This window comes from Pseudomonas sp. yb_2 (assembly GCF_043103905.1).
GTDB classification, from domain to species: domain Bacteria; phylum Pseudomonadota; class Gammaproteobacteria; order Pseudomonadales; family Pseudomonadaceae; genus Aquipseudomonas; species Aquipseudomonas alloputida.
In genome coordinates this window covers 50,775-67,199 of sequence record NZ_JBICKH010000027.1, presented here as the reverse complement: position 1 = coordinate 67,199, position 16,425 = coordinate 50,775, and the positions used below count along the sequence as shown (strand labels likewise).

17 protein-coding genes are annotated in these 16,425 nt (G+C 64.3%); 7 read left to right on the top strand and 10 right to left on the bottom strand.

Annotation, left to right across the window (positions count from 1 at the left end; all coding sequences use genetic code 11):
• Nucleotides 1-6: 6 nt before the first annotated feature.
• The 10 genes from ACF8FB_RS06210 to cbiE all read right to left on the bottom strand — a co-directional run bounded on the left by ACF8FB_RS06210 (nt 7) and on the right by cbiE (nt 9,620).
• Nucleotides 7-1,374, bottom strand: a complete 1,368-nt coding sequence (locus ACF8FB_RS06210) for a PepSY-associated TM helix domain-containing protein (RefSeq protein ID WP_392511127.1) — start codon at nt 1,372-1,374, stop codon at nt 7-9.
• A 56-nt stretch (nt 1,375-1,430) separates the two neighbouring features.
• Nucleotides 1,431-3,497 carry a TonB-dependent copper receptor gene (locus tag ACF8FB_RS06205; RefSeq protein ID WP_392510570.1) on the bottom strand — a complete coding sequence of 689 codons (2,067 nt, stop codon included), beginning with the start codon at nt 3,495-3,497 and terminating at the stop codon, nt 1,431-1,433.
• Nucleotides 3,498-3,563: 66 nt separating this feature from the next.
• Nucleotides 3,564-3,995 (bottom strand): DUF2946 domain-containing protein, encoded by a 432-nt coding sequence (locus tag ACF8FB_RS06200; protein WP_010955444.1) that lies wholly within the window; start codon nt 3,993-3,995, stop codon nt 3,564-3,566.
• Between the two features lie 22 nt (nt 3,996-4,017).
• On the bottom strand, nt 4,018-4,503 hold the full coding sequence (locus ACF8FB_RS06195; RefSeq protein ID WP_003249653.1) for a copper chaperone PCu(A)C: 486 nt from the start codon (nt 4,501-4,503) through the stop codon (nt 4,018-4,020).
• Between the two features lie 47 nt (nt 4,504-4,550).
• On the bottom strand, nt 4,551-4,940 hold the full coding sequence (locus ACF8FB_RS06190; RefSeq protein ID WP_010955443.1) for a DUF2946 domain-containing protein: 390 nt from the start codon (nt 4,938-4,940) through the stop codon (nt 4,551-4,553).
• A gap of 218 nt (nt 4,941-5,158) precedes the next feature.
• Nucleotides 5,159-6,013, bottom strand: a complete 855-nt coding sequence (locus ACF8FB_RS06185; RefSeq protein WP_012053830.1) for an SPFH domain-containing protein — start codon at nt 6,011-6,013, stop codon at nt 5,159-5,161.
• Nucleotides 6,014-6,039: 26 nt separating this feature from the next.
• Nucleotides 6,040-6,477, bottom strand: coding sequence for an NfeD family protein (locus ACF8FB_RS06180; RefSeq protein WP_003249659.1), 438 nt, complete (start codon nt 6,475-6,477; stop codon nt 6,040-6,042).
• Nucleotides 6,478-6,605: 128 nt separating this feature from the next.
• Nucleotides 6,606-7,325, bottom strand: coding sequence for a cobalt-precorrin-6A reductase (locus tag ACF8FB_RS06175; RefSeq protein WP_010955440.1), 720 nt, complete (start codon nt 7,323-7,325; stop codon nt 6,606-6,608).
• Nucleotides 7,322-8,416: a cobalt-precorrin-5B (C(1))-methyltransferase gene (locus ACF8FB_RS06170; RefSeq protein ID WP_392510569.1), complete on the bottom strand. Its 1,095-nt coding sequence runs from the start codon at nt 8,414-8,416 to the stop codon at nt 7,322-7,324. Before ACF8FB_RS06170 ends, ACF8FB_RS06175 begins: the two co-directional genes overlap by 4 nt.
• Nucleotides 8,409-9,620 (bottom strand): precorrin-6y C5,15-methyltransferase (decarboxylating) subunit CbiE, encoded by a 1,212-nt coding sequence (gene cbiE, locus ACF8FB_RS06165; RefSeq protein WP_392511126.1) that lies wholly within the window; start codon nt 9,618-9,620, stop codon nt 8,409-8,411. Before cbiE ends, ACF8FB_RS06170 begins: the two co-directional genes overlap by 8 nt.
• A gap of 243 nt (nt 9,621-9,863) precedes the next feature.
• Here cbiE and cobG point away from each other — a divergent pair, with 243 nt between their 5' ends.
• The 7 genes from cobG to ACF8FB_RS06130 all read left to right on the top strand — a co-directional run bounded on the left by cobG (nt 9,864) and on the right by ACF8FB_RS06130 (nt 16,422).
• Nucleotides 9,864-11,195, top strand: a complete 1,332-nt coding sequence (cobG, locus tag ACF8FB_RS06160) for a precorrin-3B synthase (protein WP_392511125.1) — start codon at nt 9,864-9,866, stop codon at nt 11,193-11,195.
• Nucleotides 11,188-11,814 (top strand): precorrin-8X methylmutase, encoded by a 627-nt coding sequence (locus ACF8FB_RS06155; protein ID WP_003249670.1) that lies wholly within the window; start codon nt 11,188-11,190, stop codon nt 11,812-11,814. The genes cobG and ACF8FB_RS06155 overlap by 8 nt, the downstream gene beginning before the upstream one ends.
• Nucleotides 11,814-12,545 carry a precorrin-2 C(20)-methyltransferase gene (locus ACF8FB_RS06150; protein ID WP_392511128.1) on the top strand — a complete coding sequence of 244 codons (732 nt, stop codon included), beginning with the start codon at nt 11,814-11,816 and terminating at the stop codon, nt 12,543-12,545. The genes ACF8FB_RS06155 and ACF8FB_RS06150 overlap by 1 nt, the downstream gene beginning before the upstream one ends.
• Nucleotides 12,533-14,230, top strand: a complete 1,698-nt coding sequence (cobJ, locus tag ACF8FB_RS06145; RefSeq protein WP_392511124.1) for a precorrin-3B C(17)-methyltransferase — start codon at nt 12,533-12,535, stop codon at nt 14,228-14,230. The genes ACF8FB_RS06150 and cobJ overlap by 13 nt, the downstream gene beginning before the upstream one ends.
• A 118-nt stretch (nt 14,231-14,348) precedes the next feature.
• Nucleotides 14,349-15,032 (top strand): hypothetical protein, encoded by a 684-nt coding sequence (locus ACF8FB_RS06140; protein WP_049586726.1) that lies wholly within the window; start codon nt 14,349-14,351, stop codon nt 15,030-15,032.
• A gap of 51 nt (nt 15,033-15,083) precedes the next feature.
• Nucleotides 15,084-15,773 carry a hypothetical protein gene (locus ACF8FB_RS06135; protein WP_392511123.1) on the top strand — a complete coding sequence of 230 codons (690 nt, stop codon included), beginning with the start codon at nt 15,084-15,086 and terminating at the stop codon, nt 15,771-15,773.
• Nucleotides 15,766-16,422, top strand: coding sequence for a hypothetical protein (locus ACF8FB_RS06130; protein WP_049586731.1), 657 nt, complete (start codon nt 15,766-15,768; stop codon nt 16,420-16,422). The genes ACF8FB_RS06135 and ACF8FB_RS06130 overlap by 8 nt, the downstream gene beginning before the upstream one ends.
• Nucleotides 16,423-16,425: the final 3 nt, after the last annotated feature.

The window sequence follows — 16,425 nt, the reverse complement described above, 5'->3', positions numbered from 1 at the left end:
CAAGGCTCAAGCGCTGGCCAAGACCCGGCGGCGCCTCACCACCAAACTATCCACCCCCCACATCACCACCATCGACACCCCCACCAGCGGGAACATCACCCCCAGCACCAGCATAACGGCCACCGCCACCTTCCAGCGTGGCAGGTCATGACGCAGAGGCGGTACGCCCAGGCCGCCTTCAGGACGGCGCTTCCACCACATCACCAGCCCGCTCACCGAACCCAGCAGAATCATCAGGCACACCAGCAGGATGATGATCTGGTTCAGCGCCCCGAACATCTTGCCTTCGTGCAGCATCACCCCCAGCTCGGTGGCGCGGGCAACCGGGCTGTAGTCGTGCCAGCGCACATCGGCCAGAACCTTGCCGGTGTATTGGTCGACATGCAGGGTGGCGTCGTTGCGCGGGTCGTCGGCGAACACGGCAATGGTGAACACCCCGTCGGCAGTGGTGGGCAGGGTAATGCTGTAGCCCGGCTCGACCTGACGCGAAGTGGCAATGTCTTCGACTTGCTGCACGCTCACCTGGGGCGCTGCGGGCATGTCCGACATCATGTGGTGCCCGGCGTGCTCGGCGTGTGCACCGGACTGTGGCATCGGCGTGTTTTCCATGGCCCAGGGCACGGTCTGGCGGTGTGCGCTGTTCAGCTCACGCGCCTGCTGGTCCGACTTGGGCACGTCGTTCCACATGGCTGCCGGGAAGCGGTTCCACAAATCAGCGTACTGCTTGCCCCACAAGCCGGTCCAGGTCATGCCGCTGACCAGCATCAACAACAGCAAGGCCGAACCCCAGAAACCGGTTACCGCGTGCAGGTCTCGCCAGAACAGCCGGCCGCGCGCCGACAGCCGCGGCCAAAGCACGCCAGCGCCACTGCGCCCGCGCGGCCACCACAGGTACAGGCCCGATACCACCAGCACGATGCCCCAGCCCGCAGCCAGTTCCACCAGCCGGTCACCGACCGTGCCGACCATCAGCTCGCCATGCAGGGCGCGGGCGATGGCCTGCAGGTTCTGCTTGCCGTCCTGTTCGCCGAGGACCTTGCCGCTGTATGGGTCGACGAACACGTTCAGTTCGCGCCCGCCGTCATGCACCACGAACTGCGCACTGCGCGCGGCGTTCAGTGGCGGCAAGTACTGGGCGATGTGGCCCTTTGGGTAGGCTTGGCGCACTTCAGCCAGCATCGTGTCTGCGCCCTGCCGGTGCTGGCCGGCCTCGACCACCATCAGGTCGCGGTACAGCAGCGGGTCGAGCTGGGGCTTGAACAAGTAGATGATCCCGGTGATTGCCAACAGGATCATGAACGGGGCCACGAACAGCCCCGCATAAAAATGCCAACGCCAGGCCAGGTTATAGAAAGAGACGCGTGTTCCTCTCATGGGAACCTCCTTTTTTGACCAGCTGAAAGGCGCAACCGAAGCTGCGCCCGTTGTTGTCAGAAGCTGAAGTCGACCTTGGTCCAGAAGGTCCTGCCTGGCTCATTGACCGGCTGTGGATCTGTAGCCGGGTAGCCGAACCCGGCGTTCCCGGCCAGGTTCAAGTGCTCGGCGTAGGTTTTGTCGAACAGGTTGTCGACCCCTGCGCTGAGCTTGAGGTTGTTGTTCACCTTGTAGGCGCCGTTCAGGGAGAACACGCCGAAGCCGGCGCTCTTGTCGTAGTCCTTGCCGACGACGTTCCCTTGGTTTTCGGCAATGCGGTTTTGCGCCGCCACCAGCCGCCACAGTGCGCCGACGCTCCACACGTCGCGGCTGTAGGTCAGGCCCAGGCGGCTTTCCAGGGGAGGCATTTGAGGTAGCGCCTTGCCGTCACTGCTGTTCTTGCCCCAAGCGTAGGCAAGCGTGGCGTCGGCCTTCCAGTTGTCAGTCAGCTGGTAGGCGGCGCCCAGTTCGCCACCCATGATGCGGGCGTCGATGTTTTGCGCCTGGGAGGTGCTCATGCCCATCATGCCGGTGCGGTAGTCGAACAGGATGTAGTCGCGAATCTGCCCGACATAGCCCGAAGCCCAGGCCTCCAGGCGCTCGGTGCGGTACTGGATGCCGAAGTCGAGCTGGGTGGTTTTCTCTGGCTTGATGCCGTCGAAGGCATTGGCTGCCCCGGGTGGTGCCAGCTTGGGTGAAAACAGCTCCCAGTAGTCGGGGAAGCGCTGGGCATGGCCGAGACCGATGTAGGTGGTGGCCGGAATGGCTGCCAGGTCGTGCTCGTAGCGGATGAAACCGCTCGGCAAGGTGTCGGCACGGGTGTCGCCTTCGGTGGCGCTGGTTTTGCGGAAGTCACGCGCCGAGGCGCGGTCCAGGCGGGCGCCGGTAATCAAGCGGTCCTCACCGCTGACGTACCAGGTCAGTTCGCTGAAGGCGCCGTAGTTGTGGAAGTCGGCGTCCTTGGTCCAGGCCTGGCCCTTGTGTGCGTCCACACCCATACCGCCACGCTGGCGATGTTCGTTGGTTTGCGCGTCAATCCCGCTGATCAGTTGCACGTCGGCCCAGCGCCAGGTGGCTTTGATGCGTGCGCCCATGGTGCGGCGGTCGACGTTGCTGACCATCGGCATGCCCATCATGCCGCTACCCGACGGCGTGCGCAGGCTGTAGTTGTCCATCACATGGTCGGCGTAGTTGTAGTAGACCTGCGCCTCGACCTTGTCGAGCACCTCGCCGAGGTTGGACTTTTCAAAGCGCAGGCCCAGGCTTTCGCGCTTGAACTGCGAGCCGTCCATGCCGCGCCCGGCGTAGCGGGCTTCGCCGTCACCCTTGCCGGCAGTCAGTTCCAGCAAGGTGTCCTGGTCGGGTGTCCAGCCGAGGGCGACATCGCCGTTCCACTTTTCCCAGCGCGACGGCACGGTGTCGTTGTTGCCGTCGTGGTAGTCGTCCGAGCGTGACTGGTTGCCGACGAAGCGGGCATAGCCCTGACTGTTGCCGGCCGCGGCATCCAGCACCTTGTCGAAGCGGCCGTTGGAGCCGGCCAGCAGGCTTGCGTTGACGCGGCTGCCGAGGGTGCCGAATTTCTCAGGTTCGCGCTCGAAGAGGATGGTGCCGGCCGAGCCGCCGGGCCCCCAGATGACGCTCTGCGGGCCTTTGATCACGGTCAGGCGGTCGTAGGTTTCTGGCGAGATATAGGACGTGGGTGCGTCCATGCGATTGGGGCAGGCTCCAAGCATCAAGCCGCCGTTGGTGAGGATGTTCAGGCGCGAGCCGAACATGCCGCGCAATACCGGGTCGCCGTTGGTACCGCCAGCACGGATTGCCGAGAAGCCGGGGATGGTCTTCAGGTAGTCGGCGCCGTCGCTGGCCGGCACTGGCTGGCGCGGGTCTTTCGGGTTGGTGACCACAGTCAGCGGCGAACTCGGGGCCACGGCGGTGATCACCGTCGGGCTCAACTCGGGTGCGTCGTGCACATGGTCTTCATGGCCAGGGCCGGCGGCCAGGGCCATGGGCGCGAGCAGCGAGCCGCACAGGGCGGCGATGGTCCCACGCAGGGACAAGGCAAAAACAGGGGTGCAGCCGGACATAATGATTCCAGTCGATCAGTCATGAGTTAGCGCGAAGCCTCCTGGCTTCGTGCGCAAAATGTTGTTTCAGACGTTGATCGAAGAAGGCGGGGCGCGGCTGCGCGCACCAGGGAATACAGCCTGCCGGGCATGGCCCTGGTGCGTTGGCGCAAGCAGGTGGGTGGTGGGGGCGATGCTGCCGGCGCTGAGCGGGCTGAGGGCCTGGGGCAGGGCCGGGCAGTTGAACAACAGGCTGCAGTAACCGCACTTTTCCCACATCACATGCAACTGGCCATCGCCGCCGTGGCCGTGATGGGCGTCGCCGCCATGCTGATGGGCAGCCGCCATCGGCATGTCCATCGGCATGTTCATGCCCGCGTGGTGGTCCATCGGCATCGACTGGGAGATCAGCGGGCCGATGAAGATCATCCACATGGCGAACAGGCTCAGCCATCCGCCACCGGCGCGCCTGAGGTCAGGGCGGGTGGTACGGCCGATGCTGTGGCGCGGCAGGCTCATGGCGCGTGCCTGTCAGCAGGTATCAGTGCGCGTGTTCGTGGGCTTGCGGTTGGTCCGCAGGCGCCTGCTTCTGTACGGCCACTTCGACGGTGATGTCGCCGGCCTTTTCGAAGTGCAGGGTCAACGGGAAGCGTTTGCCGTCGCTGAGCAGGCTGCGGTCCTTGGGCTGCATCAGCATCACATGGTAGGCACCGGGGGCAAAGGTCAGGTCCTTGCCGGCAGGCACTACCACGCTGGGCACCTGTTGCATCTTCATGGCGCCAGTGGCGCTCATGGCATGCTCGTGAAGTTGCGCGTCATCGCTGATGGGGCTGTCGACGCTGAGCAGGCGGTCATCAGCCTGGCCATTGTTGTGCACCACGAAATACGCGGCGACGTTAGGCGCGTTGGGTGGCAACTGCAGCGACCACGGGTGGGCAATGTGCAGGTCACCCACGCTGTATTCGTGGGCATTGGCAAAGGCGCCAGGCAGCAGCAGGGCGGCCATGACGAGGGCGTGCTTGAGCATGGTGAATCTCCGTTTCCGTTCTGGTTCAGGCAGACAGCATGATGAACTCAGGCTAGCGGAGAGGCACGAGGGTTTAGCCCAGGCCAGAGCTGGCGGGGCGTGGGTGTGTACTTGGCAGGTGGCGGCAGCAGCCCGCTGAGCAGTGTCGGCGGGTTGTGCAACTGTGGCGGGTAGCCGGGCAGGGCCAGCAGCGGCACGGCACCGGAGCAGCACCAGCAGTTCATCATGCCGACGCTGTCGTCACTTTGCGGGCCGAGGTCGATCTTGGCCAGGGCCTGAACGTCGACGTTGGCCTTGTTGGCCATGCTGGAACAGAAAGCCCCCCACAGCAGCTGCTCGGCCGTGCCCTTGGGCGCAGCAGAAGACAGCGGCATGGCCAGCAGGTTGAACAGCACTGCAAGGCAGGCTATCCAGGCAATGTGCCGACGTGGGGGCATGGAGAGATCCGGTCAGGAATCGTGGTGGCTATTGTACGGCGGAGTATAGGTAAAAATGCCGGGGTGCGGTGAAGTGACGCAGGTGGTCTGGTAATGGGGGCTGCTGTGCAGCCCATCGCGACACAAGGCCGCTCCCACAGAATTGCGGCAGCCTCGAATACTGCGCTGTCCTGTGGGGCCTTGTGTCGCGATAGGGGCGCAAAGCGCCCCCGACACTCTCAAACCTTGTTGCGGCCCATCAACCCGCGCACGGTCTCTTGCAGGTCAGCCGGCAACACCACCACCTTGGCATTGCTGCTCCCCGCGAGATTCTCCATCGCGCCCACATAGCGTTCGCCCAATAGGTACATCGCCGGTACGGTTTCGTTGCCTACCGCTTCCTTCACCAGCGAAATCGAGCGCGCCGAGGCCTCGGCCAGGCTGATCTGTGCCTCGGCATCCAGCCTGGCCGCCTGCAGGCGCGCCTCTGCTTCGAGGATCGCCGCCTGCTTGGCCCCTTCGGCGCGGGTAACGTCGGCCTTGCGCTCACGTTCGGCTGCGGCCTGGCGTTCCATGGCCAACTGCATGTTTTCCGAGGGTTTGATGTCTTGAATCTCCACCGAGCGCACGGTCACGCCCCAGTCTTCGGTCTGCTCGGACATTGCATCGCGCAGGCGGGCCTTGATCTGCTCGCGGCTGGACAGCGCCTCGTCGAGGTCCATTGCACCGACGATGGCGCGCAGCGAGGTCATGGTCAGGCTGGTGACGGCGAACGAGAAGTCCTGCACACCATACGAGGCTTTCTGCGGGTCGACTACCTTGGCGAAACACAGGGCGTTGGCGACGATTACCGCGTTGTCCTTGGTGATGATTTCCTGCTGCTGCACATCGAGGATGATGTCCTTGGTCGGCAGGCGGTAGGCGACAACGTCCATGTAGGGGATGACAATGTTCAGGCCCGGCTTGAGGGTGCTGTGGTAGCGACCCAGGCGTTCGACGATCCACTCCTCGCCCTGGGGCACGATGCGCACCCCCTTGAACACGGTGATCAGGACGAACAGGGCGATGGCGCCGACGACGATGAGGCTGGTCATGCTGCAAAATTCCTTTTAATGCGGATTCAGGCCCGGATAACGCGGGCGGTGTTCCCCTCGATGGCGGTCAGGCGTACCCGCTCGCCGGCGGCGATCTGGCTATCGGCGATGCAGGTCCATTCTTCGTTGCCGAGGATCGGCTTCTGGAAGCGTACGCGGCCTTTCTGGAACTCCGACACGGGAGCGGTCAGCAGGCCCACTTCGCCGATCACGCTGTCGGCGGTCCAGCGCACATCCGGCTGCTTGCGCCGGAACACTTTGAACCACAGCACGGTGGTGGCCGACGACAGCAGTACCCACAGCAGGACCTGCATGTCCAGTTGCAGGCTGGGTGCGGCGAGCGAGATAAGCGAGACCAGCACGGCGCCGATGCCGAACCAGAGTATGAAGAACGTTGGGAGGACCAGTTCAAGCAGGATCAGCGCAATGCCGAAGACCAGCCAGATCCACCATTGCATTTCCATATGGGTGAAACCTTCCGGGGGAGGGGCGTCGAGTTTAAGGCAGCAGATCTGCAACGGGCCACTGGGTTGGTTGGAAGAAAAGTCTGAAATCCTTGTAGGAGTGCCTTTGTGTTGCGAAAGGGCAGCGCCTAAAGGGCGAGCGCTGTGGCCAGATCCGTCAGTGAGTCGAATGCCCGGTCCACCTCCGGCAGCGTCGGACGTTTCAGGACAAGCACCGGCACGCCAAGCTCCCGCGCCACTTCCAGCTTCGGCTCGGTCGCCACACTGCCGCTGTTCTTGCTGATCAGCACATCGATGTGGCGGCGCTGGAACAACGCCCGCTCATCCTCGATATGGAACGGCCCACGTGCGCCAATCACTTCACAGCGCTCGTTGCCAGGGCACGCCTCCAGCGCACGCAAGGTCCAGAACTGCTCCGGCGGAATCTCGTCCAGGTGCTGCAGCGGCTCGCGTCCTAGCGTGAACAGTGGCCTGCGGAACGGCTTCAGTGCTTCGATCAACCCTGCCCAATCCTCGACTTCTCGCCAGTCGTCCCCTGCTTGCGCCTGCCAGGCGGGACGACGCAAGGCCCAGCACGGGATGCCGGCGTTGCGTGCGGCGCTGGCGGCATTGCGGCTGATTTGCGCGGCATAGGGGTGGGTGGCGTCGATCAGCAGGGTGATGCCCGCTTCGCGCAGGTAACGGGTCAGGCCCTCGACACCGCCATAGCCCCCGACCCGCACCTGGCATTGCAAGCCCTGGGGCACGCGGCCGATACCGGCCAGGCTGTAGACATGTCGAGGCCCGAGTTGGCGGGCCATCGCCAGGGCTTCAGTGACCCCTCCCAGCAACAGGATGCGCGCAGTCATTGCACACCCGCCTGGCCGACGATGCCGCCTTGGCGGTCGATGGCGAACACTTCCACGTGCACCTGCGCCGGCACGACGCTACGGGCGAAGGCCAGGGCGTGGGCACACACCGCGTCACCCAGGGCAATGCCGGCCGCATGAGCCAGGGCGAGCGCTTGCTGGCTGGTGTTGGCGCCGCTGATGGCAGCCTGCAACGCCTCGTCAGCGCCAATGTCTGCGGCCCAACCTGCCAGTTGCGGCAAGTCGATGCTGGAGTGACGGCTGTGCAGGTCCATGTGCCCGGCGGCCAGTTTGCTGATCTTGCCGAAGCCGCCGCACAGGGTCAGGCGCGGCACCGGTACCTTGCGCAGGTGCTTGAGCACCGCGCCGACGAAATCGCCCATTTCGATCAGGGCGATTTCCGGCAGACCGTAGACGCGGCGCATGGTGTCTTCGCTGGCATTGCCGGTGCACGCGGCTATGTGCGTGTAGCCATTGGTGTGGGCCACGTCGATGCCTTGGTGGATCGAGGCAATGTAGGCCGCGCAGGAGAACGGCCGCACGATGCCGCTGGTGCCGAGGATCGACAGCCCACCGAGAATGCCCAGACGCGGGTTCATGGTTTTCAGGGCCAGCTGCTCGCCACCTTGCACATTGACCGTGACCTCGAAGCCGCCAAGGTAGCCACACGCGTCGGCCAGGTGTTGCAGGTGTTCACTGATCATGCGCCGAGGCACCGGGTTGATGGCCGGTTCACCCACAGCCAGCACCAGCCCCGGCCGGGTCACCGTGCCCACGCCGCTGCCGGCGACAAAACCAATGCCAGGTTCCGCCAGCAGGCGCACCTGGCTATAGACCAGGGCACCGTGGGTCACGTCCGGGTCGTCACCTGCATCCTTGAGGGTGCCGGCTTCGGCGCACTCGCCGATCAGGCGGCAGAATTCCAGGCGCATCTGCACGACCTTGCCTTTGGGCAGGGTGATGTCCACCGCATCGTTACGCTGCCCGGTGAGCAGCAGCTTGGCCGCTGCCAGGCTGGTGGCGGTGGCGCAGCTGCCGGTGGTAAGGCCGCTGCGCAGAGGCGCGGGCTGTTCGCGGGTTTCTTCACGCATCGGCGGGTTTCAGTACTTCGAGAAGGGTGATCGGCAGCGCCTGGCGCCAAGTGTCGAATGCACCCAAGGGCTGGGCATGCGCGACATGGATGCGGGTCAGCTCACCACCGTGCTGTTCGCGAAAGTGCGCGAGGGCCAGTTCGCTTTGCAGGGTGACGGCGTTGGCCACCAGGCGGCCGCCGGGGCGCAGGCTTGCCCAGCACAGGTCCAGTACACCTGTGCGGGTAACGCCGCCTCCAATGAAGATTGCATCCGGTTGTTCCAGGCCTTGCAGCGCCGCTGGCGCCTTGCCGCGAATCAGTTGCAGGCCGGGTACACCCAATGCATCGCGGTTTTGCTCGATCAAACCCTGGCGGCCTTCGTCGGCCTCGATGGCCAGCGCGCGGCATGCCGGGTGGGCGCGCATCCATTCGATGCCGATCGAGCCGCAGCCCGCGCCCACATCCCACAACAGTTCGCCAGGCTGCGGTGCCAGGCGCGCCAGGGTGATGGCGCGGACATCACGCTTGGTCAACTGGCCATCGTGCCGGTATGCGGCGTCTGGCAGCCCGGCCAGCCGGTGCAGGCGGGGGGCATCCGATGTAGCCAGGCATTCGATGGCGACCAGGTTGAGCGCCGCGATACCGGTGTGCGGCCAGTCCTGGGCGGTGCCGGCCAGTGCACGTTCGTCCACGCCCCCCAGGTGCTCGAACACCTGCAGGCGGCTAGGGCCGAAGCCGTGCTCGCGCAGTTGCGCGGCAATTGCCGCCGGGCTGTCGCCATCGTTGCTCAGCACCAGCAGGCGCATGCCGCTGTACAAGTGGGCATTGAGCGCTGCCAGGGGGCGGGCCACCAGCGACACCACCTGCAGGTCCTGCAGCGGCCAGCCCAGGCGGGCAGCGGCCAGGGCGCAGGAAGAGGGCAGCGACAACACGCGCATTTCTGCAGCAGGCACCTGGCGTGCCAGGCTGGCGCCGACGCCGTAGAACATAGGGTCACCGCTGGCCAGCACGCACACCGGCTCGCCGCGAAGGGCCAGCACTGGGGCCAGCGAGAACGGGCTGGGCCAGGCCAACTGTTCAGCGGTCACGCAACGTGGCAGCAAGGCCAGCTGGCGCGGGCTGCCGAAGACCCGGCCAGCGCCCAGCAGGGCGCGCCGGGCCTGTTTGCCCAGGCCGCTGAAGCCGTCTTCGCCGATGCCTACTACTGTCAGCCAGGGTGTCATGTATTTCAATCCGCCATTTTTGGGGCCGCTTCGCGCCCCTTCGCGGGCAAGCCCGCTCCTACAGGTACAGTGCAGCATGTGCAGCCTGCAGTGATCCTGTGGGAGCGGGCGAGCCCGCGAAGAAGGCGACGCGGTCCTGAATTTCTACTTGATCGCCGAGGATGCTCGACCACCGGCTTTTCATGCCGCCGGACAAAGCAGGCATAATACCGCGCCTTCTACACTCAAGCGCACTTTCACAGATTGCCGGACACCCCATTGACCCAGGCCGAAGCCCCCACTGTCATCCCCCGTCCCTCGGCCTGCCCGGGGTTGTGGCGCATCGTCAGTGCCCGTGATGGCGGCATCTGCCGTATCAAGCTGCCGGGTGGCCTGCTGCTGGCCGAGCAGGCCGAAGCCGTGGCGGCGGCGGCCGAGCGCTTTGCTGGCGGCGTGATCGAGGCCACCAACCGTGGCAACCTGCAGGTTCGCGGCATTGGCAGCGAGCATCGCGCTTTGGTCGAGGCACTGCTCGCAGCCGGCCTGGGACCACGCGATGCCGCGGGTGACGATGTGCGCAACGTGATGCTCAGCCCACTGGCCGGGCATGACCCGCTCATGCTGCTGGACGCCAGGCCGCTGGCCGGGCAGATCCTCGACCTGTTGGAAGGCACCCCGCGCTTTCACCAGCTGTCGGCCAAGTTCGCTGTGCAGCTGGATGCAGGCGAGCGCCTGGCGATGCTCGAACACCCCCATGACCTGTGGCTGTCGCCCCTGCACCTGGACCAGCAGACCTGGCTGGCGTTTGGCCTGGCAGGGTGCCCGGCAGAGGGCCAGGCGCTCGGTGCGGTGCCGCTGACGCAGGGTCTGATGCTGGTGCGCGCCGTGCTGGAGCGCTTCCTCGATCTGGCATCCCCGACGCAGACGCGCATGCGCCACCTGCTTGAGGTGTACCCGACAGCCGATTTTGTCGCTGAGCTCGGCCTGGATATCCGCCGCGATGCCGCCGTGCTCACCTGGCGGCGTGAACAGCACCGCGCCTCGTGGTTGGGCAGGTTGCCCCAGGCGCAGGGTATTGCCCTTGGCGTTGCCCCGCCGCAAGGCCGCCTGACCCCCGCGATGCTGCGTGGCGCCGCACGTATTGCCCGTGAACTGGGCGATGCCAGCATGCGCCTTAGCCCCTGGCAAAGCCTGGTGCTGACCAACCTGCAAGAACAACACCTCGATCAGGCCCTGGCCGAACTGTCTGCGCTGGGGTTGCTGTGCCACGACCGTGAGCCCCTGGCGCGTATAAGCGCCTGCACCGGTGCCAGCGGCTGCGCCAAGGCCCTTGCCGAGACCAAGGCTGACGCCGTTGTCCTGGCCGCGCTGCTGGGCCCTGGCGTGCCGGCCAGCGTGCACCTGTCCGGCTGCCCCCGTTCCTGCGCCGTGGCCCATGTTGCCCCGGCCACTTTGCTGGCCCGTTCGCCGGGCCGTTACGACCTGTACCTGCGTGATGCGCGCCAGCCGGGTTTCGGTGCCCTGCGCGCCACCGACCTTACCTTGAATGAAGCAGGCGCCATGCTCGACCTGCCGACGGAGCACCTTGATGATTGACTACATCCGCGATGGTCAGGAGATCTATCGCAACTCCTTCCGGATCATCCGTGAGGAAGCCCGACTCGAGCGGATCCCCGCAGACCTTGAAAAGCTCGCCGTGCGCGTGATCCACGCCTGTGGCATGGTCGACGCCATCGATGGCCTGCAGTTCTCCGACGGTGCCGGCCGGGCCGGGCGCGAGGCGCTGCTCAACGGCGCGCCGATCCTCTGCGATGCGCACATGGTGGCCGAAGGGATCACCCGGGCGCGCTTGCCAGCTGACAACAAAGTCATCTGCACCCTGCGTGACCCCAGCGTGCCGGGCCTGGCCAAAGACGCCGGCAACACACGCTCCGCCGTAGCCCTGGAGCTGTGGCGCCCTTACCTGGAGGGCAGCGTGGTGGTCATCGGCAATGCCCCTACTGCGCTGTTCTACCTGTTGGAAATGCTCGACGCCGGTGCACCCAAGCCGGCGCTGATCCTCGGTTTCCCGGTCGGTTTCGTCGGCGCTGCCGAGTCCAAGGCCATGCTCGCCGCCGACAGCCGTGGCGTGCCGTTCGTGATCATGCAAGGCCGCCTGGGCGGCAGCGCGATGGCCGCCGCGGCGGTCAACGCCCTGGCCACGGAGGTGGAATGATGGCCCCGCGCGGACGACTGCTTGGCCTGGGCGTGGGCCCTGGCGATCCTGAACTGATTACCCTCAAGGCCCTGCGCCTGTTGCGTGAGGCGCCGGTGGTCGGCTACTTCGTGGCCAAGGGCAAGCGTGGCAACGCCTTCGGCATTATCGAGGCGCACCTGCAGCCCGAGCAGACCTTGCTGCCGCTGGTCTACCCGGTCACCACCGAAGTGCTGCCGGCGCCGCTGTCCTATGAGCAAGTGATCAGCGACTTCTACGACGAAGCCAGCGTACAGGTGGCCGAGCACCTGGATGCCGGCCGCGACGTGGCGGTGATTTGCGAAGGCGACCCGTTCTTCTATGGCTCCTACATGTACTTGCATGACCGCCTGGCGCAGCGCTACGAGGCAGAAGTGATTCCCGGTGTCTGCTCCATGCTCGGTGGCGCTTCGGTGCTGGGGGCACCGCTGGTGTACCGTAACCAGAGCCTGTCGGTGTTGTCCGGCGTGTTGCCCGCTCAAGAGCTCAAGCGCCGTCTGGCCGACGCCGATGCAGCGGTGATCATGAAACTTGGGCGCAACTTCCCCAAGGTGCGCGAAGTGCTGGCCGAACTGGGCCTGGACAGGCGTGCACTGTATGTGGAACGGGCGACCATGGCCAACCAGAAGATCGTGCCGCTGGACCAGGTCGACCCGCAGTCGTCGCCGTACTTCTCGTTGATCATCGTGCCGGGGGAAAAATGGCAGGGCTGAACATGCACAAGGCACCAGCCATCGTCATTCTCGGCCCGGGCAGCCTGGCGACGGCGCAGCGTATCCAGGCCTGTTATCCGCAGGCCACGATCCATGGCCTCGAGGGGCGTGTCGAGGGTGCGGACCAGTCGTACGTGTCGTTCGGCGATACCCTTCGCGGGTTGTACCAGCAAGACACGCCGATCATCGCGTTGTGCGCCGCGGGTATCGTCATCCGCAGCCTGGCCAGCCTGCTCAGCGAGAAGGGCAGCGAGCCGCCGGTACTGGCCGTGGCCGAGGATGGTAGCGCGGTAGTGCCGTTGCTCGGCGGCCTCGGCGGGGTGAACGTGATGGCGCGCGAAATCGCTGACGCGCTGGGCGTTTCCGCCGCCATCACCACCAGTGGCGAGCTGCGCTTCGGTACTTGCCTGCTGAACCCGCCGCAGGGCTATGCATTGGCGGACATCGAGCAAGGCAAGCGCTTTGTATCCGACCTGCTGGCAGGTGAGTCCGTGCGTATCGAAGGTAACGCACCGTGGCTGCAGCTGGCGCAGTTGCCCGCCAGCGAAGCGGCGCAGCGCACCATCCATGTGGGGCATCAGGCGCGTCCGGCCAACCGCGACGAGCTGCTTATCCACCCGCGCCAGGTGGTCGTGGGCGTTGCAGGTGGCAATCTGCGCAGTATTCGCGCAGCACTGCAGCAGGCCGGCATCGCCGAGCCCTCGGTTGCCTGCGTGCTGGCCGACGAGCGAACCATGGCCGACAGCGCCCTGCACGAAGCTGCGCAGGCCCTGGGTGTACCCCTGCGCTTTGCCACCGGCCCTGGCGATGTGGCCAGCATGGTCGCTGCGGCGGTGCCCGATGCCGAGTTGATAGCGCTTGAAGAAGTCGTGGTCGCGGTGGCGCCTGCCCCGGTCGACGTAGTGCAGGTCGGCCGCCGTCGCGGTCGCCTGGCGGTCATCGGCCTTGGCCCTGGTGCGGCGGAACTGATGGTGCCGACGGTCAAGGCCGAACTTGCGCAGGCCGAAGATGTGCTCGGTTACGAAACTTACGTGCGCATGGCTGGCCCGTTTCGCGGCGACCAGGTGCTGCACTGCACCGACAACCGCGAAGAGATGCAGCGCGCCCGACATGCCTTCGAACTGGCGGCCCAAGGCCGTTCGGTGGTGGTGGTGTCGTCAGGCGACCCGGGCGTTTTCGCCATGGCCGCTGCGGTGCTCGAAGCATTGCACGAATCCAGTGACCCTGCCTGGCATCGCGTCGACCTGCAGATCTTGCCGGGGGTTTCAGCCTCGCTGGCAACCGCCGCCCAGGCAGGTGCACCGCTGGGGCATGACTTCTGCGTGATGTCGCTGTCGGACAACCTCAAGCCCTGGTCGATCATTGAAAAGCGCCTGGACCTGGCTGCCCAGGCCGACCTGGTGCTGGCCTTCTACAACCCGATCTCCAAGGCCAGGCCGCACCAGCTCGGTGTGGCCCTGGAGGTTGTGCGCCGCCACCGTGACGGGAACACGCCTGTAGTCCTTGGCCGTGACATCGGTAGGCCGGGGCAGACACTGAAGGTAGTCACCCTGGCCGAACTGCTGCCAGAAATGGTCGACATGCGCACCATGGTGCTGGTTGGATCGTCCGCTACCTGCACTTTCGACCGCGCAGCTGGCGGGGTTTGGGTCTATACCCCGCGCTGGTATGGCGCAAAGCCGTAAGCGGCGGCAGCGCGGGCAGATGAGGAACTGCTTCGTGGCAGATTGAGGTAAAGGTCACAGGTAGGTTTTCGGCTGGAGCTATTTGGCTCCAACCGTACCCTTCCTGGAGACCTTTCCCATGACGACCGATAAAGAGAAGCTGCAGCTTCAGGTTCTGCCGGACAAGAATCTGTTCGTGTTCCCCGACCAAATGAGTGAGCTAAACCGCGATGCTGCAAAGGCTTGTCATGCCTTGGCTACGCAAGGTGCCAACAGGCAGCATGACCCTATGCGTGAAACGCAGCTTTGGTTCAAGCACTACATCTACCTGATGTCCAAATTGGGCTGGGCGTCAACCAATGTCGACGTACAGCAGCTCACTGAACGCAATATGCACCTTGAGATCAGCAACCTGCTGGGCAAGGGCCTGCAGGCAGCATATGGCGCTTTCACTGGCGATGTAGCAATGGCCCTGGACAATCTCGGCAAAACGGTTGTTTCAGCCTTGGCCGCCAGTACCAAAAACGTCGAGTTGCTCAATCGCAAGTCGGTGGAAGATGACCGAACCGAGCTGAGCCTGGTCAAGTGCGAGCAAACCGGCGAAGGGCAGGTGGCGATGCTGGTCAGTGCGATCCAGACCGACGCCAAGCCTGACAAGTCTGCCAACTATCTCCTGGCCAAATGGGAAAGCAGTGGCACCTCCAATTTTGCCTGTGGTGCGGTGTTGAATTTCGATAGCCGCCGATACGACAAAGTTCGCGCCATTGTAGAAACCAAACTTGACGACAATGCCCTGCAGGTCCTGCTGGCACTGGAACTCTGACCATGAAGTTGGCCTGTCGACACGGCGTCGACGGGCCTGGAGGGCATACTGATGCAAGCCAATTACACTTTGTGGTTGAACGGCAATAGCCTGGTATTGATCGACAACAATGTCAGTGCTTCACGAGCAGAAGCACTGTTGGATGTTCAGCTGGCAGCCTACCTGACCGCTAACAAGGGGCACGCCATTCAGGACGCTGATTGGCACAAGGACTATCTGCGAATTCAGGGTAACTTCGGCTGCACTGTCGCGACCTTGCATTCCGGCGCCGTGCCTGCTGCAACCGCAGTGGCCTGTGAACCCTGGAACATGCTGCGGGCCAAGCTTTTGGCAGGTGTGCCCAGCGCCCTGCAGGGGCCGGTAGCCACATGCCTCGACGCCTACTCCGCCCAACCAGACGATGCCATTGAACAGTTGTTATGGGCGGAATGTGTTCGGCCCCCGGACGATAAAGGCGTGAGCCATGTTCGTATGGAGTTGCGCCTGATACTGGCCGATTCAGGCGTCATCAGTACCGAGTTGGGCTTTAGCACAGCAGAGCATCTGGCGATGGATTGGCTGTGGCAGCCGCTGAATCTTTCAAGTGCCCAGGCCACTCAGCAGTTCGATGCCAATTATTTCACCCATGAAAAAGTGATCAGTTCGATAAGTCCGGGCTTGCATGACGCTATCAAGGTCAAGCAATTGCAGTACCGCAGCCAGGTCAAACTTGCCACTACCTCAGGAGTCGAAAATGAGTGAGTTCAATCAAGGTGCCGCCAGTGGCAAACTCGTCCACAGCAGCCTGCTGTCATTCTTGCCAGGTGTTAGTCGCGAAGCCCGTGACGACATCCTGTTGGCCAATGCGTTTGCCCAGCAAGTTGCCTGGGGGGACTTCAACGAAGGCCTGGAGCCGGACTGGTTCAGGAACTACTGGCGTAACCTTGCGTTTCTGGGCTTTGATGGCAAGCTCGCGCCCACGGCGACTCGACCGGGGCCGGACAGGGCCAGCCTTGCCGATCAGGCGCTTGCCCAGATTCGCCAGAAAGGCTCCGCCGGCCATTATCAATCTGCCCAGTCGTCGCTTCAGGCGCTGCGCAATGACAGCCAGGCACTGACCGCGTTTGAATCCAGGGCAGTCTCCAAAGCGGTCGGGCGCTTTCAGTTGCTGCCTTGCTCACAACAGTCGAGCGGCTTCATCGACATGGTGTTGGTGCACATGGAAATGTCGATGAAAAAGACCTCCAAGGGCTTCTTGTTCATGCAGTTGAACAGTGAAGTAAAACTCCTGGACATGCGAGTCGAAGTGATCCACTTCAACTTGCAAGGGTTCCGCGAAGACTACCGCAAGCGGGCCCAGGCCAGTGTCGACAAGCAAAATGGCAAGGCTATCCTTGAGCTGCAGTTGTAGGCT